This is a genomic window from Rheinheimera baltica (genome assembly GCF_030731985.1).
GTDB classification, from domain to species: Bacteria; Pseudomonadota; Gammaproteobacteria; order Enterobacterales; family Alteromonadaceae; genus Alishewanella; species Alishewanella baltica.
Genome location: NZ_JAPJDY010000006.1, coordinates 120,495 through 146,052, shown reverse-complemented (window position 1 = coordinate 146,052; position 25,558 = coordinate 120,495). Strand labels below are relative to the sequence as shown.

At 46.2% G+C, this 25,558-nt stretch carries 21 protein-coding genes; 8 read left to right on the top strand and 13 right to left on the bottom strand.

What is annotated here, in order from left to right; genetic code table 11:
* Positions 1-2 precede the first annotated feature (2 nt).
* The 3 genes from ORJ00_RS11655 to ORJ00_RS11645 are packed head-to-tail and all read left to right on the top strand — an operon-like array spanning position 3 to position 3,786.
* Entirely contained in the window at positions 3-911 is a 909-nt protein-coding gene (locus tag ORJ00_RS11655) for an AAA family ATPase (protein ID WP_305974522.1), read from the top strand.
* Entirely contained in the window at positions 899-1,849 is a 951-nt protein-coding gene (locus ORJ00_RS11650; protein WP_027672904.1) for a DUF58 domain-containing protein, read from the top strand. Before ORJ00_RS11655 ends, ORJ00_RS11650 begins: the two co-directional genes overlap by 13 nt.
* Complete coding sequence (locus ORJ00_RS11645) at positions 1,843-3,786, top strand: transglutaminase TgpA family protein (RefSeq protein ID WP_306139936.1); 1,944 nt, start codon at positions 1,843-1,845, stop codon at positions 3,784-3,786. Before ORJ00_RS11650 ends, ORJ00_RS11645 begins: the two co-directional genes overlap by 7 nt.
* On the opposite strand, the gene ORJ00_RS11640 is transcribed toward ORJ00_RS11645, so the two are convergent.
* The 3 genes from ORJ00_RS11640 to ORJ00_RS11630 all read right to left on the bottom strand — a co-directional run bounded on the left by ORJ00_RS11640 (position 3,751) and on the right by ORJ00_RS11630 (position 8,606).
* Positions 3,751-3,999, bottom strand: coding sequence for a TIGR02647 family protein (locus ORJ00_RS11640; protein WP_027672902.1), 249 nt, complete (start codon positions 3,997-3,999; stop codon positions 3,751-3,753). The genes ORJ00_RS11645 and ORJ00_RS11640 overlap by 36 nt on opposite strands.
* Positions 4,000-4,103: 104 nt before the next feature.
* Positions 4,104-7,385, bottom strand: a complete 3,282-nt coding sequence (locus ORJ00_RS11635) for a S41 family peptidase (protein WP_306139934.1) — start codon at positions 7,383-7,385, stop codon at positions 4,104-4,106.
* Between the two features lie 90 nt (positions 7,386-7,475).
* Positions 7,476-8,606, bottom strand: a complete 1,131-nt coding sequence (locus ORJ00_RS11630) for a pyridoxal-phosphate-dependent aminotransferase family protein (RefSeq protein ID WP_306139933.1) — start codon at positions 8,604-8,606, stop codon at positions 7,476-7,478.
* A gap of 168 nt (positions 8,607-8,774) precedes the next feature.
* Between ORJ00_RS11630 and ORJ00_RS11625 the strand changes: the two genes are divergently transcribed.
* Positions 8,775-9,116 carry a zinc ribbon domain-containing protein YjdM gene (locus ORJ00_RS11625; RefSeq protein ID WP_306139932.1) on the top strand — a complete coding sequence of 114 codons (342 nt, stop codon included), beginning with the start codon at positions 8,775-8,777 and terminating at the stop codon, positions 9,114-9,116.
* A gap of 55 nt (positions 9,117-9,171) precedes the next feature.
* On the opposite strand, the gene htpX is transcribed toward ORJ00_RS11625, so the two are convergent.
* Complete coding sequence (gene htpX / locus ORJ00_RS11620) at positions 9,172-10,035, bottom strand: protease HtpX (protein WP_027672897.1); 864 nt, start codon at positions 10,033-10,035, stop codon at positions 9,172-9,174.
* A 144-nt stretch (positions 10,036-10,179) separates the two neighbouring features.
* Between htpX and pepE the strand changes: the two genes are divergently transcribed.
* Complete coding sequence (pepE, locus tag ORJ00_RS11615) at positions 10,180-10,884, top strand: dipeptidase PepE (RefSeq protein WP_306139930.1); 705 nt, start codon at positions 10,180-10,182, stop codon at positions 10,882-10,884.
* Here the strand turns inward: pepE and bioD are convergent.
* The 4 genes from bioD to bioB are packed head-to-tail and all read right to left on the bottom strand — an operon-like array spanning position 10,864 to position 14,529.
* A complete protein-coding gene (bioD, locus tag ORJ00_RS11610) occupies positions 10,864-11,547 on the bottom strand; it encodes a dethiobiotin synthase (protein ID WP_306139928.1) in 684 nt (227 codons plus the stop codon). The two genes, pepE and bioD, sit on opposite strands and share 21 nt — an antisense overlap.
* The gene (locus ORJ00_RS11605) at positions 11,540-12,340 is read right to left on the bottom strand and encodes a methyltransferase domain-containing protein (RefSeq protein ID WP_306139927.1); all 801 of its coding nucleotides are present in this window, start codon (positions 12,338-12,340) and stop codon (positions 11,540-11,542) included. The genes bioD and ORJ00_RS11605 overlap by 8 nt, the downstream gene beginning before the upstream one ends.
* A complete protein-coding gene (locus tag ORJ00_RS11600; protein WP_306139924.1) occupies positions 12,337-13,488 on the bottom strand; it encodes an aminotransferase class I/II-fold pyridoxal phosphate-dependent enzyme in 1,152 nt (383 codons plus the stop codon). The genes ORJ00_RS11605 and ORJ00_RS11600 overlap by 4 nt, the downstream gene beginning before the upstream one ends.
* Positions 13,489-14,529 (bottom strand): biotin synthase BioB, encoded by a 1,041-nt coding sequence (gene bioB / locus ORJ00_RS11595; protein ID WP_027672892.1) that lies wholly within the window; start codon positions 14,527-14,529, stop codon positions 13,489-13,491.
* A 106-nt stretch (positions 14,530-14,635) separates the two neighbouring features.
* Between bioB and bioA the strand changes: the two genes are divergently transcribed.
* A complete protein-coding gene (bioA, locus tag ORJ00_RS11590; RefSeq protein ID WP_027672891.1) occupies positions 14,636-15,907 on the top strand; it encodes an adenosylmethionine--8-amino-7-oxononanoate transaminase in 1,272 nt (423 codons plus the stop codon).
* Here bioA and ORJ00_RS11585 read toward each other — a convergent pair.
* Positions 15,904-16,287 (bottom strand): hypothetical protein, encoded by a 384-nt coding sequence (locus tag ORJ00_RS11585; RefSeq protein WP_306126686.1) that lies wholly within the window; start codon positions 16,285-16,287, stop codon positions 15,904-15,906. The two genes, bioA and ORJ00_RS11585, sit on opposite strands and share 4 nt — an antisense overlap.
* A gap of 92 nt (positions 16,288-16,379) precedes the next feature.
* On the opposite strand from ORJ00_RS11585, the gene asnS reads away from it, so the two are divergent.
* Complete coding sequence (gene asnS, locus ORJ00_RS11580; protein WP_306139922.1) at positions 16,380-17,780, top strand: asparagine--tRNA ligase; 1,401 nt, start codon at positions 16,380-16,382, stop codon at positions 17,778-17,780.
* A gap of 107 nt (positions 17,781-17,887) precedes the next feature.
* Here asnS and ORJ00_RS11575 read toward each other — a convergent pair whose 3' ends face one another.
* The 4 genes from ORJ00_RS11575 to ORJ00_RS11560 form a co-directional block, all read right to left on the bottom strand.
* Entirely contained in the window at positions 17,888-18,445 is a 558-nt protein-coding gene (locus ORJ00_RS11575; RefSeq protein WP_306137924.1) for an NAD(P)H nitroreductase, read from the bottom strand.
* A gap of 115 nt (positions 18,446-18,560) precedes the next feature.
* A complete protein-coding gene (locus ORJ00_RS11570; RefSeq protein ID WP_306139920.1) occupies positions 18,561-19,973 on the bottom strand; it encodes a glycogen synthase in 1,413 nt (470 codons plus the stop codon).
* A 25-nt stretch (positions 19,974-19,998) separates the two neighbouring features.
* On the bottom strand, positions 19,999-21,231 hold the full coding sequence (gene glgC, locus ORJ00_RS11565) for a glucose-1-phosphate adenylyltransferase (protein ID WP_306126682.1): 1,233 nt from the start codon (positions 21,229-21,231) through the stop codon (positions 19,999-20,001).
* Between the two features lie 229 nt (positions 21,232-21,460).
* Complete coding sequence (locus ORJ00_RS11560; protein ID WP_306126681.1) at positions 21,461-23,479, bottom strand: NADPH-dependent 2,4-dienoyl-CoA reductase; 2,019 nt, start codon at positions 23,477-23,479, stop codon at positions 21,461-21,463.
* Between the two features lie 186 nt (positions 23,480-23,665).
* On the opposite strand from ORJ00_RS11560, the gene sppA reads away from it, so the two are divergent.
* A complete protein-coding gene (gene sppA, locus ORJ00_RS11555) occupies positions 23,666-25,546 on the top strand; it encodes a signal peptide peptidase SppA (RefSeq protein WP_306139919.1) in 1,881 nt (626 codons plus the stop codon).
* The last annotated feature ends 12 nt before the right edge of the window (positions 25,547-25,558 follow it).

Genomic DNA, 25,558 nt, shown 5'->3' with positions numbered 1-25,558 from the left:
ACATGTTAACTCAGTTACATAACGTTGAACGTAACCTAAATCAGGTCATACTGGGCAAACCACATCAGATCCGGTTGGCGTTATGCTGCCTGTTAGCTGAAGGCCATTTATTGCTTGAAGACCTACCGGGTATGGGTAAAACGACTCTGGCACATGCGTTGGCTGACAGTTTAGGCTTGAGCTATCGTCGGGTTCAGTTTACCAGTGACTTACTGCCAGGTGATTTAGTCGGTATGAATATCTACGACAGCCGATCACAACAATTTCGTTTTCAGGCAGGGCCGGTATTTAGTCAAGTACTGCTTGCTGATGAAATTAATCGCGCCAGCCCCAAAACGCAAAGCGCGTTACTTGAAGCAATGGAAGAAAAACAAGTCTCAATCGATGGCGAAACCCGGGCATTACCGAAGCCGTTTTTTGTTATTGCAACGCAGAACCCGTTGTTTCACGCTGGTACATCTGCCCTGCCTGAATCGCAGCTGGACCGCTTTATGTTTCGTTTATCACTGGGTTTTCCTGATCGTAAAGCTGAACATTTGTTATTGCAGCGTGACAGCAGTAACTCGCGGCTAGAGTTGTTAACTGAAAAGTTAGATTTAGAACAGTTACGCACCTTGCAGCAACAAGTACCGCAAATTAATGCATCGGATAGTTTAATTGACTACTTGTTATCCCTGGTAGAAGCGAGTCGTCAGCGCAATGATATGCTGCCACTATCGCCGCGGGCATCAAAAGCCATATTACGTGCGGCTAAAGCCTTTGCATTAATTAACAACCGTGACTATGTCAATGCTGACGATGTACAACAAGTATTCCCATATGTTGCAGAACACCGTTTAGATCCGACCTCTTCGGCGCAGGAAAGCCGTTTAAGCACCTTGATTCTGAAAGCGACACCATGTTCAATCTAAATTTTAAGCAGCGGTTGTATCAACGATACTGGCAGTTCGTAAGTAATTATTTAGATAAACGGCAACCTGCTGGCAGTACCGTTACCTTGGTGCAAAAGTTAATCTTTATTCTGCCAACCCGCTACGGCTGGTGGTTTTTTCTACTCATTATTCTGATGTATTTATTGGGCACAAATTATCAAAATAATTTAATTTTATTATTGTGCTACTTACTACTTAGTGTTTTTTTACTCAGTATCACAATGTGTTATTTGAATATGAGCGGCCTTACACTATCTACAGCTAAACCTGCAGAAGGCTTTGTTAATAGTGATATTGAACCTGAGATCCTAACTTCTTCGGCTAAACAACATATGATGTTGCAGTTTAGTTTGGTCCAACACAGTCAACTAATTACCATGCCACAACTTGAGCGTAGTGTACGCTTCAGTTTTACCGGCAAAGAGCGTGGTAGATTCGCTTTGCCACGGATAAAAATCAGTAGTCAGTATCCATTTGGTCTATGGCGCGCCTGGAGTTACATTGCACTGGATCAAATATATTGGGTGTACCCAACACCAATGGCACAAATCACAAAAGATAACGACGTTGATATTGATGACAAACCCCAATCGACGGTTCAAAGCGGTGATACATTGACGCCTTATCGCCCGGGAGACAGCATTCGACATATGGTCTGGAAGCGATTGGCGCGCGATCCTTTTAATCCAGTAGTGCGTCAGCAACTTACCTCACCACAGGCGGCACCAAACTGGGTTGTAGTCCCGGCATTGACAGGTGAAGCTCTCGAACGTGCCTTGCGCCAAGCCTGCCAACAATTGCTGACGCTAGAACAGACGGGTAAACGGTACGGCTTGCAGTTACCCCACCAGACATTACCACAGTCCTCTGGTTCGACACATTTACAACGTTGCTTGCAGGAGTTGGCGTTATGCTAATTCCTGCCAGGCTAGTTACCATTTGGGCAGTGTTGCATTTGGGTATTTTACTGCTGTTGCAACAAGCGTTTGCTGTTTGGATGATGGCGCTATTTGCCTCAATGCTGGTCTACAAGTTAATTACCCATCTTAGCGGCAGACCAGCAATCGGGCTGAAACTGGTCAATCTGATAGCTGCTGTCATTGCGATAGCTCTGATGTTTAACCTGCGACAATCAGGCGTTTTGAATTTTATGCTGCAAATACTCCTGCTTGCAGCGATTTGCCGTTTGCTCGCACTTAAACACAGCTATGATGCGCGGCAACTGGTATGGGTGCACTATTTTTTGATTGGAAGCTGTTTTGTTATGCACCAAGACATGCTCGTTGCGTTGATTATATTCTTTGCCTTTACAGTAAATTTATACAGTCACTTTTATTTATTCGCGCCATCTGCCGTTAAGGTGCAATGGCATCAAACCGGGCGCAGTTTGCTAATTATATTACCTTTATGGCTTGGTATGTTTTTACTGTTTCCACGCGTACCGCCATTTTGGCAAATACCTAATGCTAAAATTGCCAGCTCTGGCCTAAGTGACACATTGGATCCCGGAAGTATTGAACAACTGGTACGGGATGACAGCTTAGCCTTTAGAGCCGAATTTGACGGTGCACCACCAAGTCAGGATCAACTTTACTGGCGGTCATACTTGTATGAAGATTTTGATGGCCGCCGTTGGCAAGTCAACGCAGTGCGTAAAAATAGAAACAGAATGCCGAATATTACTGCAACGGGTAACACCGATAATATGCAGTATCGTATTATCGCGGAAGCCAGTCGGCAGTACAATTTGTTTGCGCTAGCACTGCCCTCTAAAGTCAATAACGACGTATATATTGGCTCCGGCGGCTTAATAAAAAGCAATAAACCTGTTAGTCAACGCATAAGTTATCAGGTAACTGGTGCGAATACATTGATTGCTCAGGCAACGGATAATGAACGCGACATTAACCTTGATGTAGCCGAGGGCAATGCTGAAACACTGAACTTTGCCCGCCAGTTGGCTAAACAGCATAGTACGCCTGCCGCTCTGGTACAGGCAATCTCAGCACATTTTAATCAACAAGATTATTATTACAGCCTTACACCACCTATGCTTGGCAGTAATAGTATCGATGAGTTTTTGTTTGATACCCGTACTGGATTTTGTAGTCACTACGCGTCTGCAACCGCACTTATATTGCGTGCAGCAGGCGTTCCTGCACGCGTCGTTGGTGGCTATCAGGGCGGTGTCTGGCATCCACAACAAGGTTATTTAGCCGTGCGCCAGCGCGAAGCACATGCCTGGGTAGAATATTTGTATGAAGATCAGTGGCATTTATATGATCCCACTGCCGCCGTCGCACCTGAACGGATCCTTGATAGTCTGGAATCAGCCTTAACTTTAGAACAACAGCAAATGCTGATGTCGGGTTGGCTAGAGCTGGAATTGCTGCAAAACCTGCGTCTGCAGTTAATGCACCTGGACTACTACTGGTCTGTGTGGGTATTGGGATTTAATGATAACAACCAGCAGGCGATTTGGCGCAATTTACGCCAGCATATCACCCTTATTGCGATAACGTTCACAACGCTCTTAGCATTGATCTTTGCCGGTTTTGTTTTTTCCTGGTGGCGAAATCGACCGCTAAACAGCACGCACGCAGCAACGTTGTTGATACAACGTCAATTAGGCAAGTTATTGCAATCTAAAGCGGCTAACCAGTCAATGTCAGCTTTCTTGCGGCAATTGTCAGCCCAACATCCAACACAACGTGATTGGTTAATCCTGCTGACGCTTAGCTATGAGCAAGCCGTTTTTAATAACGATACACATGCACTTAAGTCGTTGCAGAAACAACTTAAGTGCAATAGTAAACGCCTAAAGATCCTGCGCCGAAGTATTAAGAATACGTAGAGCGGTTTGTAAATGTTCGGCACAATGAATGCCCAGATCGGTAAGGTAGCCACCATCAGCCTGTGTCACCAAACCTTTTTCGTACAAACGTTTAATGGCGTCCAAGGTGTCAGCGTCTGCAGTTTGATGAACTTTTATCCCCTCCATCGCACTATCAAGGTTAAACAAAGTAAGCACACGAATTTCTGCGTTTAGTATTGGTGATATTGGCATATTAAACTTCCTGCTCTGATTGTTGTACTCAACATAGCTGGCATTGGCCCAAATGCAAAGCACTAATAAAAAAAAGCCCGGCAGGTTTTGTCCGGGCTGTAGTGTTAGGGTTTAATATCTGCCGCTTGCGGCAACTTAACTGACTGTGCATCCAACTCCAATATGGGTTGTTGTTGCAATCTTTGCTGAAGATATGCCAAAGCGGCATCAAGCTGTGCATCATGTCCGTTAAATCGAGCGTACGGTAAGTTATCTACTTCAGTATCCGGCACAACACCATATCCTTCGATGATCCAACGCCCATCGGCAGCAAATTGTGCAGTCTCAGCAACACGCGCCATACCGTTATCCGACAATCTATTGCGCCCAGATAACCAAACGCCAGCTCCTGCCGTACGCTTACCAATTAATGGCCCCAGGCCCAGCGCTTTTACGCCAGCAGAAAAAGTTTCACCGTCGGAATACGTAAGTTGGTCGGTCAGTACCACTAAATGACCACGAAACGTTTGTTGCATATTAGTGTAGGGCTTTCCTTGAGTGGGTTGCCAAAACGCCCAACTGCGACGTAGCAATTTTTCGATGATCCAACTATCAATATTGCCACCACGGTTGCGTCTTACATCAATAATTAAGCCTTCTTTGTCATATTGAGCGTAAAATTCCCGGGCAAAGTTAGCAATGTCACCAGCCCCCATCGCGTAGAGGTGTAAGTAACCAAACCGCTCATTACTTGCTTGCTCAACGGCATGTTGATTTGCAGTTACCCAATCCTGATAACGCATCAAGCTGTCACGACCGGTTGTTATGGGCTCAACCACGGTATTAATTTGTTGCTTTGCTCGCTCTAAGGTAAGCAGTACTTGCTTCCCTGCTTGATTACTAAGTGCCTGAGTTAACTGCGCTAAGTCGTTTACTTTCTGTCCGTTTATTGCTATCAATTTATCGTTTATTTGCACATCAACGCCTGGTTGAACCAGCGGTGATGCCTGTTCAGGTAACTCTGGATCTGTCCGATAAATATGACGAATAATAATATGCCCTGCGATAACATCAAATTCAGCCCCCAAACTAGCGGCTTTCCCCGCTAAATTATCGTCGCGATAATCTCCGCCGCGAACTTGAGAATGCAGCGCATTTAACTCCCCCATCATTTGCGCCAGAATGTCGTCTAATTCAAATCTGTCTGTCACCCGAGCCAACAATGGTTGATATTTTTGTTTAGTGGCAGCCCAGTCTAAACCACGCATGCCTTTATCAAACAGAAAATCGCGGTGCAAACGCCAGGCATCGGCAAACATTTGCTGCCATTCATCAACCGGATTAATTTTTAACTGCCAGCTATCAATGTTTAATTTATGCTTACCCAGATCAGAAGGTAACTTATCACCAGCCTCGACAACATACATTGCTCCGGCCCCATTGTTACCAGATTTACGGATGAATAACGTCTTGCCATCTGCAGACAGCTGGTGATCCACAATGTCACTGACAACCTGTTCTACTTTTGCTCCAGTGCGGCTGAACTCTATATGACCTAACGCACTCTTGCTGCCTGGCGCACTGTCGCGTTGCAACAGGTATATTCGTTTGTCATTTACCACTAACTTTGCATAATTGCCTGCCGGTACCGGCACTTGCCACAAACGCGTGTTAAGTGCTTGCCAGTCAACTAAACTGCCCTTTTTATCACTGCGGTTTGCGCTTGCTATGCTGTCATCACACTGTTCCAGCTCTTGTTCTGGTCTAAAAGCAAAGCAAGCTTGTTGTTTCAGGCTAACCGCAAACAGCTGAGTGCGCCGGTCAAACATTGGGCCCAGGTTTCTGTCACCCCAAGGATGCCCCGGCGTTGCAGTAAACTGTCTATCAGATGCGAAATACAACCAGAGGCCATCAGGGCTAAATGCTGGTGAAAATGACGGATACTTGTCAGATGTTATCAGTGCGCTTTGCTTATCGTCCAGATTATACAAAGCAACACGCGGGCGTTCATTTAATGCACCGTTGAAGGTGAATGCCAGCAATTTACTGTCAGCAGACCAGGTAATATCTTCATATTCTGACAGCCCAATACCGCCGGTGTATATCTTGGTATTTTTACCCGTACTTAACTGTAGTAACCACAAATCTCCGTTTTTATCATCATGGGCAAGGTACTCACCGTCTGGGGATAAACGTAACTGCCAACGATGAACACGCTCATCTTTGGTTAATTGTTTAGCCTTATTGCTACCATCAGCAGCAAATTGCCAAATTTCCTGCTCACCGGTTTGATCATTAATGGCATACACCCATTTACCATCTTTAGACAGTATGGCTTCACGAGAGCGGCTATTGGCTGGCGTATCAATTTGCACCAGTCGTTGTTTACCGGTCATTGTTAGTGCTATCTGGCCCCGGGCTGTAACAACAGCTTTATTGCTACTGCTTTGTTGAGCATGAAAATACGCCGAATTAAAGAACTGTAACGGCTTTTCAACCAATCGCTCTCGTTGCTGCACTAGATCAGATGTTAGCTGCAGCGGCAATGTCGCCGTGCTTTTATTGCTGATGTGTAACACCTGCAAATCGGCGCCTAGTTGGTATACAACTTTGCCAGCCGACACACTTATTCTGCCAATACGCCAGTCTTTATGTTGCGTTAGCTGTGTAAGCTCGTTGCCATCTGTATCGGTCGACCAAATATTGCTGTTACCGTCAGCGTCGCTAACAAAATACAGCCGATTTTCATAATACACGGGCTGACTAATACTGCCTTTATGGGCTTTGCTCAGTTGGCTCGCTTCGTCTTTACTGTTAAGTTTCCAGCGCCATAGCTCCCCCATGGCACCGCCTCGATATACTTGGGTGTTATCGCCGGTTAGTTGCAGACCAAAGCGGCTAAAATACAGCATGCCGTGTTGCTCATCGATGTAGCCTGCTGACGCATCAGCCAAGGGCAACTTTTCGGTATTAAGATTGTCGGGACTGACCAGCTTAAGCAGCCAGTAATTTGAAGGTCCTGCCGCACTGTCGGTGGCATATAAAATGCGCCCGTCTGCAAGCCACTGTTGAATGCGTATACGACTATTTTCAAATGTAACCCGCTTAGCAACACCACCTGAAAGTGGCATCGTATAAATTTCACTGGCTCCTTCATAGTTAGCAACAAAAGCCAGATTTTTTCCATCGGGAGACAATAACGGCTGAGTTTCTTCCGCCAGATGAGAGGTAATTCGTCGAGCCGGCTCGCTGTTTAGCGAGCTCAACCATAGATCGCCTTCAGCGGTAAATACCAGATTATCCTGCTGCAATACCGCAGAGCGATAATAGCCCTGAACGGCTTGCAAAGGTAAAGAAAGCATGCCCACTAAGGCGGTGGTAAGCATAGAATAACGCAGTTTCATCATAGCCTCGTTATTGTCGGTTATTTGTCGCCACAACTTAGCAGAAGCAGCAACTCTCGCCAAACAAAAACGGCCAATCTCCTGTTTAGGCTGTTAAGCTAGTACGTTTTCTAAGGCTTTAATACACAAGACAATATTTTCCCGCCGCGCCGCGTAACCCATTAAACCAATACGCCATGCTTTTCCGGCAAACTCGCCAAGGCCAGCGCCAATTTCCAGGTTATATTGTACTAACAATTGTTTGCGAATAGCCGCATCATCAACACCTTTAGGAATATATACGGTATTTAACTGCGGCAAACGTGACTCTTCAGCAACCACAAACTCTAGCCCAAGTCTTTGCAGCTCTTGTTTTAATATCTTGTGCATATCGCGATGGCGCTGCCAGGCATTCTCCAATCCTTCTTGCGCCAATAATCTTAACGACTCATGCAGTGCATAAAGCGTATTCACAGGTGCAGTATGGTGATAACTGCGTTTTGCACCGCCGCTCCAGTAATTCATCACCAGGCTTTGATCTAAAAACCAGCTTTGAACAACTGTTTTACGTTGTTTAATTTTTTCTACCGCTGCAGGTGAGAATGACACCGGTGATAAACCCGGGACACAGGATAAGCATTTCTGGCTACCAGAATAGATAGCATCAATGCCCCACTCATCTACTTTAAGTTCAACACCGCCCAAAGAAGTAACGGCATCGACAATGGATAAACAACCAAACTTTCGTGCTAATGCGCATAATGTTTTAGCGTCAGATAGCGCACCGGTTGACGTTTCTGCATGCACAAATGCCAGGTACTTCGCTTTGGGGTTTGCAACCAATGCCGCCTCTACAGCATGCGGATCTACCGGCTCGCCCCATGCATTGTCAACCACTATGGCTTCAGCACCACAGCGTTCAACATTTTGCCGCATTCGATCGCCAAACACGCCGTTGCGACAGACGATAACGGTATCACCCGGCTCCAGTAAATTTACAAAACACGTTTCCATACCAGCACTGCCGGGTGCAGACACGGCTAAAGTCATGTCATTTTTAGTTTGAAAGGCATATTGCAAAAGCGATTTCAGTTCATCCATCATGCCAATAAACAGTGGATCTAAATGCCCGATTGTTGGCCTGGACTGAGCTGCAAGTACCTGTGGATACACATCAGATGGCCCGGGGCCCATTAGAATGCGCTTAGGAGGAAAAAAAATGTCGGTTTTAGGTGGCGGTAACATAACAACTCCGTTTTAGCCAAATGTGGTTACCTTAGCAAAAAATAGCCTATTAACCATAGAGACTACTGAATTGTGACTATTCAACAGATCAATAGTCACAGATTGAGCATACTTTGCGTTATAATTTGCGTTTTTGTGCTCCTGCGCACCCTATTTCAGGAAATATCAATGAATACCTTGCCTGCCTGTCCAAAATGTCAATCTGTCTATACTTACGAAGATGGCGCCTTATTAAACTGCCCAGAGTGTGGCCACGAATGGGCTGCTAGTGACGAAATAGACAACAACGGTCAGCAAATACGCGACAGTGCAGGCAATGTACTGCAGGATGGCGATACGGTTACCGTAATTAAAGATCTTAAAGTAAAAGGTTCATCGTCTGTGGTAAAAATTGGCACCAAGGTGAAGAATATCCGTCTGGTGGAAGGTGATCACGACATTGATTGCAAGATAGAGGGCTTTGGTGCCATGAGCTTAAAATCAGAATTTGTCCGCAAGGTACAGGATTAAGCGCCATTCCAGGTGAAGCTCGTTTCAGCCCGTAAGGGCTGAAACGGAACACGTATTATAACTGACCACGTAAAGCCGCTATACGCTTTTCCAGTGGTGGGTGGCTTAAAAATAGTTCAGACTTCGCAGCGCCACCGGCAATACCAAATGCCATCATGCTGCCTTCTAACCGGCTTTCATGGTTATGCTTCAAACGCTCTAAAGCAGCTACCATTTTGTTTGGTCCGCCTTCAAGTTTAGCTGCACCGGCATCTGCACGATATTCACGCTGACGTGAGAACCACATGACAATAATACTGGCCAGTACGCCAAACACCATTTCCAACACAATTACTGTGGCGAAGTAGGCAATACCACCGCCCTGATTATTGTTACCATTGTTATTCAACATACCGGCAATTAAACGCGCAAGGAAAATAACAAAGGTATTTACCACTCCCTGGATCAGCGTTAGTGTCACCATATCACCATTTGCAATATGCGATACCTCATGTGCCAGCACCGCCTCTACCTCGTCTTCACGCATATTACGTAATAACCCGGTGCTTACAGCGACCAGCGCGTTGTTACGGTTCATGCCTGTGGCAAAGGCGTTCATCTCAGGCGAGTCGTATACTGCAACCTCTGGCATACCAATACCAGCAGCTTTTGCCTGCCGGGCAACGGTAGTCATTAACCACTGCTCAGTGGCATTACGCGGCTGCTCAATAACCACAGCCCCCGTTGAACGCTTGGCCATCCATTTAGATATTGCCAGTGAAATAAATGAACCACCAAACCCAAATATCGCAGCAAATACCAATAACCCACTAATACTACTGCGATCAACGCCAAGAAAACTGAACACAATGTTGAGTACGATACTCAACACAAGGATCACCGCCAGGTTAGTTGCTAAAAATAAAAATATGCGTTTCATACTGCTTTACCTCAATTGGCTTACTGCTTTGAATTATGTGGGCTCGGGCTAGGAATTCAATTGCCACCACAACGATAATTTGTAAGAAAAGGTGTCGACAAAGAAAGTCTTCGTTACAATAGCGCACTTATTACGGGAGTTATCATGCAATTACTATTACTGAGCAGTTCACGGGTAAATAACAGCGACTATCTTGCGCCATATATGCCATGGGTGAAACAAGCACTGCAGGGTATAAACGAGCTGCTTTTCATTCCTTATGCCGGTGTTCGCTCAAGCTACGACGAATATCTGTTAAAAGTACAACAGGCTTTCAAATCGACCGGGATTATTGTTAGCAGTATTCATCAGCATACAAACCCCAAAACTGCATTACAAAACGCTCAAGCTATCTGTGTGGGAGGTGGTAATACGTTTCACTTACTTTATCAACTATATCAGTTAGATATAATTGACACCATTAAGGAACGCGTAACCAATGGCATACCCTATATCGGCTGGAGTGCAGGCGCAAACATTGCTGGTGCCAGTATCAAAACAACCAACGATATGCCAATAATTCAACCCGCTTCATTTGACGCGTTAGGCTTTTTGCCATGGCAATTAAACCCGCATTACCAAAATTTTTCACCGGAAGGTTTTCACGGTGAAACGCGCGATATGCGTCTAGCCGAGTTTATGCATCTTAATCCAACAACGCCTATTATTGGCTTACCAGAAGGTTCAGCGCTGCACTGTAGCGACAATAAACTTACGCTGCTGGGTACTGCTGGAGGTTACCTGTTTCAGGGCGGGACTAAAACGGTACTTGCTGAAAACATCGTACTATCAGACATGTTGGCACAATAGTAGTTTTCTTGCTAAATCTATCGCTAATTGTTTTGATGTAGTGTTATCCGGCGCATTTGGCACTACCGCTAAACAAGGTGCAGTTATTCGTTGACACAGATCAGCAATATTTTGCTCAAGTAGCGCCATATCAGGGTCAATGCAATTTGCTACCCAGCCCACCAGCTTACAGCCACTTCGTGCAATTTCGCGTACCGTTAGCATGGCATGGTTTAAACAACCTAACTTCATCCCTACTACCATTATCACCGGTAGCTGTTGTTCTGCGACCCAATCGGCTAAATAGCGGTTGTCACTTAATGGCAGTAGCCAGCCTCCCGCGCCTTCAATAAGTAACTGATTGGCAGGCAACTGTTGCCAGTTTGCCATACTGCCAGACAGCAAGGCTTCATCAATATCCTGGTTTTCATTAAATGCCGCTAAATGCGGGGCTACAGCCGCATGAAAACAGATTGGATTTATCACATCATAGGGTAACGCGATACCAGAGTGTTGTTGCAATAGTAACGCGTCACTATTTCGTCCCTGCTCGTCTGCGCCAGCTGCGATGGGCTTTACACCTATGGCTTTGTCACCTAGTTGATTAAAACCGTTAAGTAACATAACACTTATAAAGGTTTTTCCGGCATCGGTGTCAGTTGCGGTAATAAAATAGCTATTCATTATTTGTTTTATAGCCCATGATGATGAGTACCTGATAAGTCGCGGGCAACCCCAGCAAACCACGCTTTGTCTCGTAGGCTTCTGCCAGTTGCCGCCAATAATTTTTGCCGGTAAGCCCTTGCCTTACCCGCTCTGAAACCTGATTTGCCCCCAGTGCTTTTAATTCCCGCGCCAGGCTTTGCACATCTGGGTAATACAATACATAGCTGCGACGTTCAAATTGCCAGTGCATACCGGTTGCAGCAAGTGCTGCAGCCATCACCTGTTGCTCGCGTAAAAAAGCATTTACATGCTGACGGTTGTCCATGTTGGAAAATGCCTGCTTTAGCTCCGCCAGCGTGCCATCTAGCAGTGTAGTCATCACAACACGCCCACCCGGCGCAAGCACCCGGCTCACTTCAGCAAAAACCGCGTCAGGTGCAGGGCACCACTGCAACATCAAGCTGGAGAATATTTTATCAATGCTGCAATCAGGTATTGGTAGCGATGCAGCATTGGCTTGAATATAGTTTTCTGCCAGGCCCTGCTGTGCGGCTTTGTTTAACATACCAGAGCTTAAATCTACTGCGCTAAAACTGGCGCTGAAGTGACAAAAACGCGGATGGATCCAGCCTGGTCCACAGCCGATATCCAGCAACTTACCTTGCTGATCTGATGGCAAGCGGGTTAATGCATCTAATGCTACCTGTTGTTGCAGGCGCGCAGCAGAAAAGTAGCTGTCGCACGCCTTACTAAAACTGTCAGCAACCTGGGATAAAAAACCGTCTGTGCTATGTCGAATTAGGGCTGTCATAACGATTGCCTTAGTGTTTGCACCAGCAATTTAATGTCGGCCTCTTCATGTTGCGCGCTGAGGGTTATACGCAAACGGGCGCTGCCTTGAGGCACTGTCGGCGGGCGAATAGCGCTAAGCCAAATGCCGGCAGTTTTGAGCTTTTGGCTAAGTGCCAGTGCTTTTTCACTGCTACCCAGTACAAGGCCCTGAATTGCGCTGCTTGACGCAAGTAAGGGGAGATCAGAAGCTAAACGGCGAAACAGACTAATATTGCAATGCAGCTTGTCACGGCGCCAGTTATCGGCACGACACAAGTGGATACTTGCTATTACCGCTGCGCATAACGCTGGCGATAATGCAGTGCTGTAGACGTAATGCCGGCCAAATTGCTCCAGATAATCGATCACCGTTTTGCTACCGGCCACAAAAGCCCCGCCAACCCCTAGTGCTTTACCAAAATTTGCCATTGTGCAAAATACTTCAGCGCGGCGAACACCTTGTTCAGCCGCTGTGCCCCGCCCCTCAGTGCCAAACACACCTAAACCGTGCGCGTCATCAAGCAGCAGCATTGCCCCGTTTTTTTGACACAGATTACTTACCGTATTCAGATCCGGGCTATCACCATCCATACTGAACACGCCCTCTGTCACCACCATTGCGCCAGCATGGCGTTGCAATAAGGTCGAAAGCCCGGCGTAATCATTGTGCGCAAAGCGTTTGAACAGCGCACTGCTATGTAAGGCGCCATCAATTAGCGACGCGTGACTCAGCTTGTCTAACAGCAGCGTGTCGTGTTTATCGCACAAGGTTGTTAGCATAGCGTGGTTAGCGGAAAAGCCGGATGAGAACAGCAATACCCGCTCTGCACCAAGCCACTCGCACAGCTGCTCGGATAACTGCTGATGTACATCGTGCTGGCCTGTAACTAAGGGCGAACCCGTGCTACCTGCACCGTATTTCAGTGCACCGTCAGCATAAGCCTGTAGTACCTGTGGCGCTGTCGCAAGGCCCAGATAATCATTACCGCAAAAATTGAGGTAGTCATTATCGGCAACCGTTACCACGCGCCCATTGTATTGTTGCAGCGTTTGCGGCGTGCGCAACAAATGCTGTTCTGCACGCGCATCAAGCGCCTGTTTAAGGCGCTGTAACTTTAACGTCTGCATTTAGCCTGCGGCGTGAAATAATGGCGGGTTGGCTTGCTCATTGATAGCATCGGCCAATGCTAGTTCATGCGCTTCATCTGACACATCGTGGCGCTGTTCTGGCTTAATTCCAAGTTTAGCAAACAACAGCATATCCGCATCGGCTTCGGGGTTATCAGTGGTAAGCAGTTTATCACCATAGAAAATCGAGTTTGCACCAGCAAAGAAGCACAACGCCTGCATTTGTTCATTCATCCGTGAACGCCCCGCAGATAAGCGTACATGGCTTTGCGGCAGCATAATACGTGCTACAGCAATAGTGCGGATGAACTCAAACGCATCTAAATCGTCGACATTTTCAAGTGGTGTACCCGCGACTTTAACCAGCATATTAATTGGTACACTTTGTGGGTGCTCTGGTAAGTTCGCTAGCTGCATTAGCAGGGCTGAGCGGTCATTAGCACTTTCGCCCATACCTAAAATACCGCCACAGCATACTTTCATGCCCGCATCGCGAACATGCGTTAAGGTATCAAGCCGGTCTTGATAGGTGCGGGTAGTGATAATTTCACCATAAAACTCAGGTGAGGTATCCAAATTGTGATTGTAGAAATCCAATCCGGCCTGTGCCAGAGTTTGCGCCTGCTCACCACTTAACATGCCCAGTGTCATACAGGTTTCCAATCCCATGTTTTTAACACCCTGCACCATTTCAATAATATAAGGCATGTCGCGCTGCTTAGGGTTGGTCCAGGCCGCGCCCATGCAAAAGCGCGTCGCACCTTTGTCTTTTGCTGCTTTGGCTTGAGTAAGTACTTTTTCTACTTCCAGCAAACGTTCACGTTCCAGGCCAGTATTGTAATGGCCACTTTGCGGACAGTATTTGCAGTCCTCAGCACAGGCACCGGTTTTAATGGACAACAACGTACTTACCTGCACTTCGTTGGGCGTAAAGTGTTGACGATGCACGGTTTGCGCTTGAAATAATAAGTCGTTAAACGGTAATGCATACAAAGCGTTAACTTGCGCAAGGGTCCAGTCGTGTCGTACATCAGCCGGCATATTAATCCCTGTTCAGATTGAGGTTATAAAGGTTTTCGGCTAGTCTAACCGCCGGCAATGCATTGTCAACGCTGACCAGCAATAAAACTTTACTACAGGTTAAATAATGAGCATAAATATCGCTTTTGATCGCGAACATATCTGGCATCCATACACCTCTATGATCGACCCACTGCCGGTTTATCCTGTTGTAGCGGCCGAGCGATGCGAATTAATTCTGGAAAACGGCCAGCGCTTAGTTGATGGCACTGCCTCCTGGTGGTCAGCAGTACATGGTTATAACCACCCGATACTTAATAACGCTGTTACCACACAGCTAAGCAAAATGGCCCACGTTATGTTTGGCGGTATTACTCATCCACCCGCGGTGGAGTTGTGCCAACGCTTATTGCAAATGGTGCCGCAAAATTTAACCAAGGTATTTCTGGCTGACAGCGGTTCAATCGCTGTTGAAGTCGCCATTAAGATGGCATTGCAGTATTGGATGGAAAGCGCCACGCCAGAGAAACAAAAATTGATTAGCCTGCGTAAGGGCTACCACGGTGATACTTTTGCAACGATGGCAGTGTGTGATCCGGTTGATGGCATGCATGACATGTTTTCCAGCTTGCTGCCCCAACATTACTTTTTACCTGCACCTCAAAGCCGGTTTGATGGCGAGTTTATCGAAAGCGACATTACCCCATTGGAAGAATTGCTGGTGGAGCATCACAGTGAAGTTGCAGCGTTAATTGTTGAGCCTATTGTTCAAGGTTATGGCGGTATGCGCTTTTACCATCCAGAGTTTTTACGCCGCGCGCGCGCACTATGTGATCAGTATCAGGTACTGTTAATTTGTGATGAAATAGCAACAGGTTTTGGCCGCACTGGTAAGCTATTTGCCTGCGAGCATGCCGATATTGCACCAGATATAATGTGTGTTGGTAAAGCACTAAGCGCAGGCTATATCACGCTGGCAGCAACACTGTGCACCGATGAAGTTGCCCGTGGCATTAGCTTAAGTGCCGCCGGCGGCTTAATGCATGGGCCTACATTTATGGCTAACCCGCTGGCATGTGCAGTTGCAAATGCCAGCCTGCAGCTTATTGAACAAGGCCACTGGCAACAAAAGGTTGCCATGATTGAGGCGCAATTAAAACAAGAACTTGCTCCTTGTCGTTTCTCCTCACAAGTAAAAGACGTGCGGGTATTGGGCGCAATTGGTGTACTGGAAATGCACAGCAAAGTCGACGTCGCTGCACTGCAACAGCAATTTGTTGAACTGGGTGTCTGGATCAGGCCATTTAACAACCTGATCTATATCATGCCGCCATTTATAATAAGCCCTGACGAGCTAAGCAAACTAACTGCGGCCATGCGAATTGTAACCAGTAGTTAAACCTGCAAATACAAATACAGCAACAAGCCAATGCTGCCCAGTAGCAGCATGACAATATTAAAATGCAAATGATCACCACGTCGTCTTAAGCGCGCTCTATTTAGCACTAAGCTAATAGCGCTGACAATCGCCGCTGCCCAAAGCAAATATTGCAAATATGCGGTTAAGCGCGGATGCCAAACACTTCGAATGTCGATGTCCCAATAGCGTACCAGCCCGGTATCCAACTCCGGGCTGGCATAATGCGCGACAACCATACCTGCAATAAACAGTAGCCAGCCCAATACCGCTAAAATGCTAAAAGCCCGACACAGTAAATCGGGTCCTTGGCGCCGCTCATATTTTTCTGCTTTTTTCTGCTCAGCCGTCAATTTTATCATCCTGATAATTTTTACTTGTGTTGTGCGCTTGGCTCAGTATCATTACAGGCTTTACGCAGTTTTCTAAGTTTACACCCTCTGGAGTTTGTTGCATGACGCACGCCGTTATTAAAGATGTTTTAGCTGGTCGCTATGCCATCGGTGACACTGTCACCGTTAAAGGCTGGATCCGCACCCGCCGCGATTCAAAAGCTGGCATTTCCTTTTTAGCTATACATGATGGCAGCTGCTTCGATGCTGTGCAGGCGGTTGTACCGTCTGAATTATCGAATTATGAGTCTGAAGTAAAACGGTTGACCACTTCGTGCTCTGTTGCTGTAAGCGGTGTAATAGCCCGCTCTGAAGGTCAGGGCCAGGCTTTTGAACTCCAGGCGAGCAAGGTTGACGTGTTGGGCTGGGTAGAAAACCCGGATACCTACCCTATGGCGCCAAAACGCCACAGTATGGAATATCTGCGTGAGCATGCACACTTGCGTCCGCGTACCAACATAATGGGCGCTGTTACCCGGGTGCGCCACTGTTTGGCGCAAGCTGTACATCGTTTCTTTCATGAGCAAGGTTACTACTGGATCAGTACACCTATAATTACTGGCTCCGACGCTGAAGGCGCGGGCGAAATGTTCCGCGTTAGCACACTTGATATGGAAAACCTGCCGCGCACAGACAAAGGCGTCATCGATTACAGTCAGGATTTTTTCGGTAAAGAAACCTTCTTAACCGTATCTGGCCAGTTAAACGGCGAAACCTACGCTTGTGCAATGTCAAAAATTTATACCTTTGGCCCCACCTTTCGTGCTGAGAACTCTAACACAAGCCGTCACTTAGCTGAGTTTTGGATGATTGAACCTGAAGTGGCCTTTGCTGAGTTAAAAGACATCGCGCAGCTGGCTGAAGACATGCTGAAATACGTATGTAAAGCCGTGCTGACCGAGCGTGCCGATGACATGGCATTTTTTGCTGAGCGTATCGACCCTACGGCAGTCACTCGCTTACAACAGCTAGTTGATTCATCTTTCGTGCGTATGGACTATACCGACGCCATTGAAATATTAAAAAGCTGTGGCAAAAAATTCGAATACCCGGTTGAATGGGGTGTCGATTTACAATCTGAGCACGAACGTTACCTGGCCGAAGAGCATGTTGGCGCGCCAATCATTATGCAAAACTACCCGAAAGACATTAAAGCGTTTTACATGCGCTTAAATGACGATGGTAAAACAGTTGCTGCTATGGACGTTTTAGCACCCGGTATAGGTGAAATCATCGGTGGTAGCCAGCGTGAAGAGCGCCTGGAAGCATTCGATGCGCGTTTAGATGAAATGGGCTTAGATAAAGAAGATTATGGCTGGTATCGTGACTTGCGCCGCTTTGGCACCGTGCCTCATGCTGGCTTCGGTTTAGGCTTTGAGCGTCTGGTATCTTACGTTACTGGTATTGGCAATATCCGCGATGTTATCGCCTTCCCACGTACACCGGGTAACGCTGATTTCTAAAAGCGAATCCAATAAAAAACCCAATAAAAAAGGAGCAATAAGCTCCTTTTTTATTGCAAAACTTCATGGAAAAACCATTAACCTATTAGTTAGTAGGTAAAACCTGACTATAGGCTAGAAAAAAACTCTGTCGGATCGGCGGTGTGCCGTTTTGCTGGTTCGCCGCTGGGTGTACCCAGATATAAAAAACCAACAATTTCGTCGTCTTCACCCAACTCCAACGCTTGTTTAACAAAGTCTAGTTGTGCATAAGCGCCTGTGCGCCATATACCACCAAATCCCTGCGCAAAAGCCGCTTGTTGCATCGCCATTACCGCACAAGCAGCCGACTGCAGTTGTTCAGCTAACGGAATTTTTGCATGCTCTACCACTTTAGCTATACACACAATGACCATAGGAGCACGCAGTGGTAATTGCCGTGCGCGCTCTAATAGCTCGTTAGCAATGGCAGGATCGTCCTCCACTGCTGCTTCAGCAAATATATCGCCTAAACGGCATAATGCCTGACGGCCGTGTGCAATAACAAAACGCCATGGCCTTAAATTGCCATGATCAGGTACCTGCAGCGCAGCGCGTTTAATATTGTCCAATACGTCACCAGACGGTGCTGGCTCGGTTAAACGTGCAGAAGAAAAACGGGTGGTAAGTAACGTCAATGCATCCATAAAAAAACCCCGATGATATAAGCTGCTTGCAGCCTAGCAAATTAATCCTAACCTTTACATCATATTATGACAAGGTAGCGCCCGTATGACGGGCTTTCAACCAGTTTGCTGAAATTTAACCCGCTTTTGCTTCTATCGCCTGTTGATACAAGGCTAGATAGTGTTCGCCCGATTGTGACCAACTAAAATTTTGTACCATACCGTTTTTTTGCACACGCGCGTAGCTGTCGGTTTTGCTATATAACAATTGCGCTTGTTGTAATGCCGCTAAAGTTGCGTTGACGTCAGGTTCAACAAAGCCAATACCCGTAGCTCCACGTGCTGGCCAGGGTTTTACTGTGTCTTTTAATCCACCGGTTAACCGTACCAGCGGTACCGTACCATAGCGTAAACTATATAACTGGTTTAACCCGCAGGGTTCAAATAACGATGGCATTAGGAAAAAGTCACCAGCTGCTTCTAACTGATGCGCTAACGCATCACTGAAGCCCTGAATAAAGCGAAATTTGTGCGGAAAATCCCATTGTAGGGTTTCAAGTGCGAGGCAGTATTTTGCCTCACCCGTGCCCATAATAACAACCTGCGCCTCTGCAGAGGCCAACCATTGACGTAGTGCAGGAACAAGATAATCATAACCCTTTTGTCCAGTAAGACGGCTAACGCCAACAAACAATGGCTGTGAGGTGGGCGCAAGATGAAAGTGTTTTAAGATAGCAATCTTACAAGCCTGTTTACCTTGCATGTCACCAACATCAAAAGGCTCAGCTAAGTGCTGATCATACTGCGGATGCCAAATATTATAATCGCACCCGTTTAAAATACCGATAAAGTCTGCTTTACGCTGCTGATATAAAGCAGACAAGCCCTCACCTGCTGGCTCATGCATCAACTCATCACGATAGCCACAACTGACAGTGTTAAGTTTGTCCGCACATTCTATTGCGGTTGCCAGAAAGTTAAGCTCATCATACCGCTGTGGCGCTATATCAAGTTCGCCCCGCCAGTGGGCAGCACACTTTTCCTGATAAGCCCCATTGTGAATGCTAAAAACAAATGCAGCATTAGCCAAATGGCTATTGCCATAGTGATGCTTTAAATAGTATGCACTAGCCGCGCTTTGCCAATCATGGCCATGAATAATGTCAAAGCTTTGCTCGGTTTGAAGTGCCCATTCAAGGGTCGCTTTACAAAAAAAGCTAAATCGCAGCGGGTTGTCAGTATAGCCCCGCTCACCATCATCATAAGGGCGGGCACGCTGAAAGAAATCGTCATGCTCAATAAGTGCAATATCAACCCCCTCATGTCGGGCATGCCGAACAGCGCAACCAAACTGGCGGCCAGCTAACTGAAAATATACTGACTGCCAATCTGATATAGGTAACTGATACAATCCTGCGTAACGCGGCAACGCCACTGTTACCTGATGACCAGCAGCCACCAGGCTCTGCGCTAAACCTTTACAGGCGTCGGCGAGACCGCCAGTCTTAATCAGTCCTTCGTATTCACTACAAATAAACAGTATCCGCACTACGTGTCCTTAACATGGTACTGGGCTAATCAAACCCAATCTTTGCACCTTTGGCAATAACGATCACGCCATTTGCAGACACATGAAACCGCTGCTTGTCCAAAATTGGATCTTCACCAATGATGGTGCCGGGCGCAATCTTTACATCTTTATCAATAATAGCGCGTCTTATTCTGCAACCACGGCCAATATCGTTATTCCCCATCAGTACACATTTTTCAATATAACTGTGGCTATGCACATGGACGTTAAAACCTAAAATAGAATGATACACGATAGACCCGCTGACAATACAACCAGACGCGACCATAGAACTTATTGCCTGCCCGGTTCGGTTTGCCTCATCATGCACAAACTTTGCTGGCGGTACAGGAGGCGTATAACCACGAAGCGGCCAGTATTTATTGTATAAATCGAACGGAGGTTCTACAGAAATTAAATCCATGTTGGCTTCATAGTACGAATCTATCGTACCTACGTCACGCCAGTAACCGCTGCTACGAGCATTTTCGCCCCGGATAGTGTTAGATGAAAAATCATACACGTACACATCACCCGAAGGGTAAAGTTGTGGAATGATATTATGGCCAAAGTCATGTTTTGAGTCAGGTTGTATAGCGTCCTCTTCTAACACATTAACCAGGGTTTTTGCTTCGAAGATGTAGTTACCCATTGACGCCAACACAAAGCCTGGCTTTCCGGGAATAGTCTTAGGGTTCGTTTTGGGTTTCTCTTCAAAACCAATCATTTTACCGTTGTTATCAACTTCAATCACACCAAACTCATGGGCTTGCTCAACAGGCACGGGAATAGCCGCGACGGTTAAACGCGCATTGTGATGCCGGTGAAAATCAAGCATCTGACGTACATCCATTTTGTAAATGTGGTCACCACCAAAAACGCAAACATGTTCTGGGTCTAATCCATGTATTAAATGTAAATTTTGATATATTGCATCAGCAGTGCCCAAATACCAGTGTTTACCAGTTTGCATTTGCGCCGGGATCGGGTCAATAAAACGATTGGTTAAGCCGGTAACTCGCCAAGCCCGACTTAAATGTTTCATCAGTGAATGCGATTTAAATTGTGTAATAACAAATATTTGAAGTAAATCTGAGTTAACAAAATTATTTAAAACAAAATCTATTATGCGGTAGTTGCCACCAAATGGCACGGCTGGTTTTGCTCTAACACCAGTTAAAGGTGCTAAGCGCGTGCCTTCGCCACCAGCGAGAATCATCGTTAATACCCCGGACATAAAAACTCCCTGTTGAACATTTAGTCTGTTTTTTTCTTTTTGTTTGCAAAGCTGATACCACAATAGCAGCAGCTGTTGCTAAATGGCTAGTGATCGTGATGAATAAGGCACTTGCACCGACTAAAGTAGAAGATATTCATGACTAAGATATGACAAAGGCACCAAATTGGTGCCTTTGTTAAAATGGCGTACTATTTTGGTGCAATCAAGCACCAAGGCGGCACTGTAATTATATACTTGCAGCTAGTTCAGCACCTTGTCGTATTGCGCGTTTGGCATCAAGCTCAGCCGCCACATCTGCCCCGCCAATTAAATGAGCTTTTACACCATGTTGTTGCAAGCCTGCAACCAATGCTCTAAAAGGCTCTTGTCCGGCACAAATAATAACATTGTCGACATTTAGGCAACGCTCTTCACCGCCGATTTCAATCCAAAGTCCATCGTCATCTACTTTGATATAGTTAACACCGGCTATCATTTCGACACCTTTTTTCTTTAACGATGCGCGATGGATCCAGCCAGTTGTTTTACCTAACCCTGCGCCTACCTTACTGGCTTTACGCTGTAACAGGTAAATTTTTCGGTCTGCTGGCGGCGTTACACTATCGGGTAACAATGCCCCTCGGGCTTGATAACTTTTATCAATACCCCAGTCTTTTAACCAAGCGTCAGGTTGCAGCGTTAGTGAATGAGGTTCGGTTAAGTACTCTGCCACATCAAAACCTATACCCCCGGCACCAATAATGGCGACATGTTTACCCACCGCTTTGTGATCTCGTAATACATCTAAATAACTCAGTACTTTAGGATGATCACTACCGGCAAGCCCGATATCACGAGGCACAATACCACTGGCTAATACGACATCATCAAAACCACCTTGCGCTAAACTTTCAACCGTTTGCTCACTGTTTAAAAACAGCTTAACGGCGTGCAGCTCCAGCATACGCCCATAATAACGCAGTGTTTCATGAAACTCTTCTTTGCCGGGTATCTGTTTGGCGTAGTTAAACTGCCCACCAATTTGATGTGATTTATCAAACAAATGCACTTCATGCCCACGCTGAGCAGCATAAACACTAAATGCTAAACCCGCTGGCCCCGCACCTACTACAGCAATTTTCTTGCGCTGCTTTGCCGGCGTAAAGTTAAGTTCGGTTTCATAACAGGCACGTGGATTAACCAGACAGCTGGCGCGCTTATTTTGAAAAACGTGATCAAGACATGCCTGATTACAGGCTATACAGGTGTTAATTAAGTCGGCCTGATTTGCTGCGGCTTTATTGACAAAATCAGCATCTGCTAAAAATGGCCGCGCCATACACACCATATCAGCTTGACCGTTAGCCAAAATATCTTCAGCAACCTGCGGATCGTTTATGCGGTTGGTCGCAATTACCGGAATATTCACTTCGGCTTTTACTCGTTCAGTTATCCAACTAAAAGCGGCGCGCGGTACCATAGTGCCGATGGTTGGAACCCGGGCTTCGTGCCAGCCAATACCAGTATTGAGTAACGTGGCACCCGCGGCGGCAATCTGTTTTGCTAATGCCAAAACTTCATCATAACTGTTGCCATCTTCAACCAGGTCTAACATGGACAAACGATAAACAATAATAAAGTCGTCGCCACAAGCAGCACGCACTGCGTTAACCGTTTCTATTGCAAAGCGGCAACGCTTTTCAAAACTACCGCCCCACTCATCTGAGCGCTGGTTGGTTCTGGCACAAATAAACTGGTTAATCAGATAACCTTCAGATCCCATCACTTCAACACCATCATAGCCTGCCTTTTTAGCCAGCTTAGCTGCGTTGGCGAAGTCTTTAATGGTACTTCTAACCTGACGAGCTGACATCTGCGAAGGTTTAAACGGCGTGATAGGCGATTTAATATTACTTGGGGCCACACTAAATGGATGGTAACCATAACGGCCAGCGTGTAACAACTGTAAGCAAATCTTCGCACCATGCTCATGCACAGCTTGTGTAACTTGCTTATGTTTACCGGTTTGCCACCAAAAACTTAGCTGGCTACCAAACGGCACCAAATTACCGCGGAAATTAGGACTAATACCGCCAGTAATGATTAGGCCGACGCCGCCTTTAGCGCGTTCGGCATAAAATGCGGCAAGCTTTGAAAAACCCTGTTTTTCTTCTTCTAAGCCGGTATGCATTGAACCCATAATGACGCGGTTTTTCAGCGTTGTGAAACCCAAGTCCAGTGGTTGTAATAATTTTTGGTAAGCCACTTCACCCTCTCTGGTCGTACCTGTTGTTTGTGGCAGACTTTAGCTGCTTTGTGATTGGATAGCAAGTCACGCCTATTATCAGCAGAAGTGTTACACATTTACTTACAAATTCCACTTAGCCTTTAGCGTCAAATTGTTTAGCATACCAACATGACCAATTTGTATTTGTTTTAACAGGAAGTCTTTATGACCGATAAAAAGTCAGGCCCTATCCGCCGATTGTTTAGCACACTTAGCCGCATTTATCGTGGCTTTCGCTCTATCATTTTAAATTTGCTCTTTATTGTTATAGTGGCCGTTTTGGCGGTGTCAATTTTTAGTGGCGATGATAAGGTTGAAGTGCCACCAACAGCTGCTCTAATTCTTAATTTGACTGGGGATTTGGTCGAAGAAAAACGCTGGGCTGATCCTATAGCAACCGCCATTAATGAAAGCCTGGGCGGTCAGGAAGAATCACCAGAGGTTTTGGTTAGCGATGTTGTAAATGTGGTAAAAAAAGCGACCAAAGATAACCGTATCCAGGCCATGGTGCTGGATTTATCGATGTTAGGCGGTGGTTCACTGGATAAAATGAAGCTAATAGGTAGCGCCATTGAAGATTTCAAAGCGGCAGGCAAAAAGGTGTTTGCTTTTGGCGGTTACTATGGTCAAGGTCAGTACTTTCTTGCCAGCTACGCTGACGAAATTCATTTAAGCCCTATGGGCGCGGTGATTTTGGAAGGTTATGGCAGCTATCCAATGTATTATAAAAATGCCTTGGAAAAGCTGAAAATAAATACCCATGTATTTCGCGTTGGTACATACAAATCGGCGGTGGAGCCGTTTTTACGCAACGACATGTCTGATGCCGCAAAAGAAGCTAACATTGCCTGGCTCACTGAGTTATGGAACAACTACAAATCACAAGTTGCAGCCCGTCGTGGCTTTGACGTAACTAACTTTGACGAAACCTACGCTGCCCTGTTAGAAAAACTACAGGCTGCTGAAGGTGATTTAAGTAAGTATGCACTAAATGCGGGTTTAGTTGACCATATCAACACCAAAGAAGCATTTCGCCGCAACCTGGTTGCCATTGTTGGCGAGAACGATGAGCATACTTATAATCATGTAACCTTTAATGACTATGCAGATTTAGTTATTCCAGCACAACAATTTGACAATCCTCTGACTGATAAAGTAGGTGTAGTCGTTGCACGCGGTGTGATTGTCGATGGTCAAGCTAAAGCCGGATCCATCGGTGGTGACTCTACGGCAGCCTTGTTACGCCAAGCCAGACACGACGATAAAATTAAAGCTGTTGTGCTGCGTATTGATAGCCCTGGCGGTAGCGCTTATGCTTCTGAAGTCATTGCGCAGGAAATTCGCTTACTGCGTGAAGCCGGTAAACCCGTAATAGCGTCTATGGGCTCAGTTGCAGCATCAGGCGGTTATTGGATAGCAGCACCAACCAACGAAATTTGGGCGGCGCCTACCACGATCACCGGTTCTATTGGTATTTTTGGTTTACTGCATACCGCTGAAAATGTGTTGCCAACTCTAGGGCTAAATGTAGATGGTGTAGGTACCACTGAATTAGCCGGTATGTCGGGTGGCTTACCCTTATTTAAAGGGCTGGACGACAAAGCAAAAGATCTTTTCCAGTTATTAATTGAACGCGGCTATACCGAGTTTCTTACCATGGTAGGTGAAAACCGCAATATGTCAGTAACTGACGTAGATAAAGTAGCTCAGGGTCGGGTATGGACCGGCAGTAAAGCCCTGGAGCTTGGTCTGGTCGATAAACTTGGCACTTTTGATGACGCTGTAAAAGCCGCGGCGGAGAAAGCAGGTTTAAGTCAGTACGACGTAAAAGTGGTGAAGCAATCACTTACGCCAAGTGAACAAATGATCAAAGAGTTACTGGGTGAGGCGAAAGCACAGGGTTGGTTACCTCAGACGCATGTTAGTCCTGAGCAAAAATTATTGGGTAAATTCACTCAACAGTTAAAACAAGATTTTGTACTTCTTAACCAGTTTAATGATCCTAACGGTGTCTATTCATACTGCGTTGGCTGCAGCATTAACTGACAGCGTTAACGA